General features: G+C 77.1%; 1 protein-coding gene. It reads right to left on the bottom strand.

Features of this window, described 5'->3' with window-relative positions; all coding sequences use genetic code 11:
* A partial coding sequence (locus tag B7767_RS41665; protein WP_256923774.1) for a CoA transferase occupies positions 1-545 on the bottom strand: 545 nt, incomplete at both ends.

Below are 545 nucleotides of genomic sequence, written 5' to 3'. Positions count from 1 at the left end.
CCTGCGCCGGCAGCACCCCCGGCCGCCCCGCCGAAGAACCTTCGACCGCCGCGACCCCCGTCGCCACCTGCACCAGGCTGTCGAACCCCCGCCGGTCCCCCCACGGCCCGTACGCCCCCCACGCCGACAACTGCGCCACCACCACCCCCGGCCGCCGCTCCGCCAGCGCCCGGGGTGTCAGCCCGAAACGATCCAGAGCCCCCGGCCGGTACCCCGTCACCACCACGTCCGCCGACGCGAGCAACTCCTCGAACACATCCCGGCCGGCCGAGAGGTCCAGCAGCGCCGACCGCTTCCCGAACCCCGTGTCGGCGTGCTGGTCGGCGATCTCGGGCAGCCCCGGCGCGTCCACGCGCAACACGTCCGCACCCAGCAGCGCGAGCGTACGGGTGGCGACCGGCCCCGCGATCACCCGCGTGAGGTCCAGCACCCGCAGTCCCGCCGCGGGCAGCAGCGGATCCCGGCCCACCGGGGCGAACACCCGCGCGGGGGCCGAATCCAGCCGCTCGCGCTCCACCAAGGGGCGCCCGGCGACCTCCACGCCC

The sequence above is a fragment of the Streptomyces sp. 13-12-16 genome, from assembly GCF_002114215.1.
Lineage (GTDB): Bacteria > Actinomycetota > Actinomycetes > Streptomycetales > Streptomycetaceae > Streptomyces.
The sequence above is the reverse complement of the archived record's forward strand: the minus strand, read 5'-3'. Positions and strand labels throughout refer to the sequence as shown.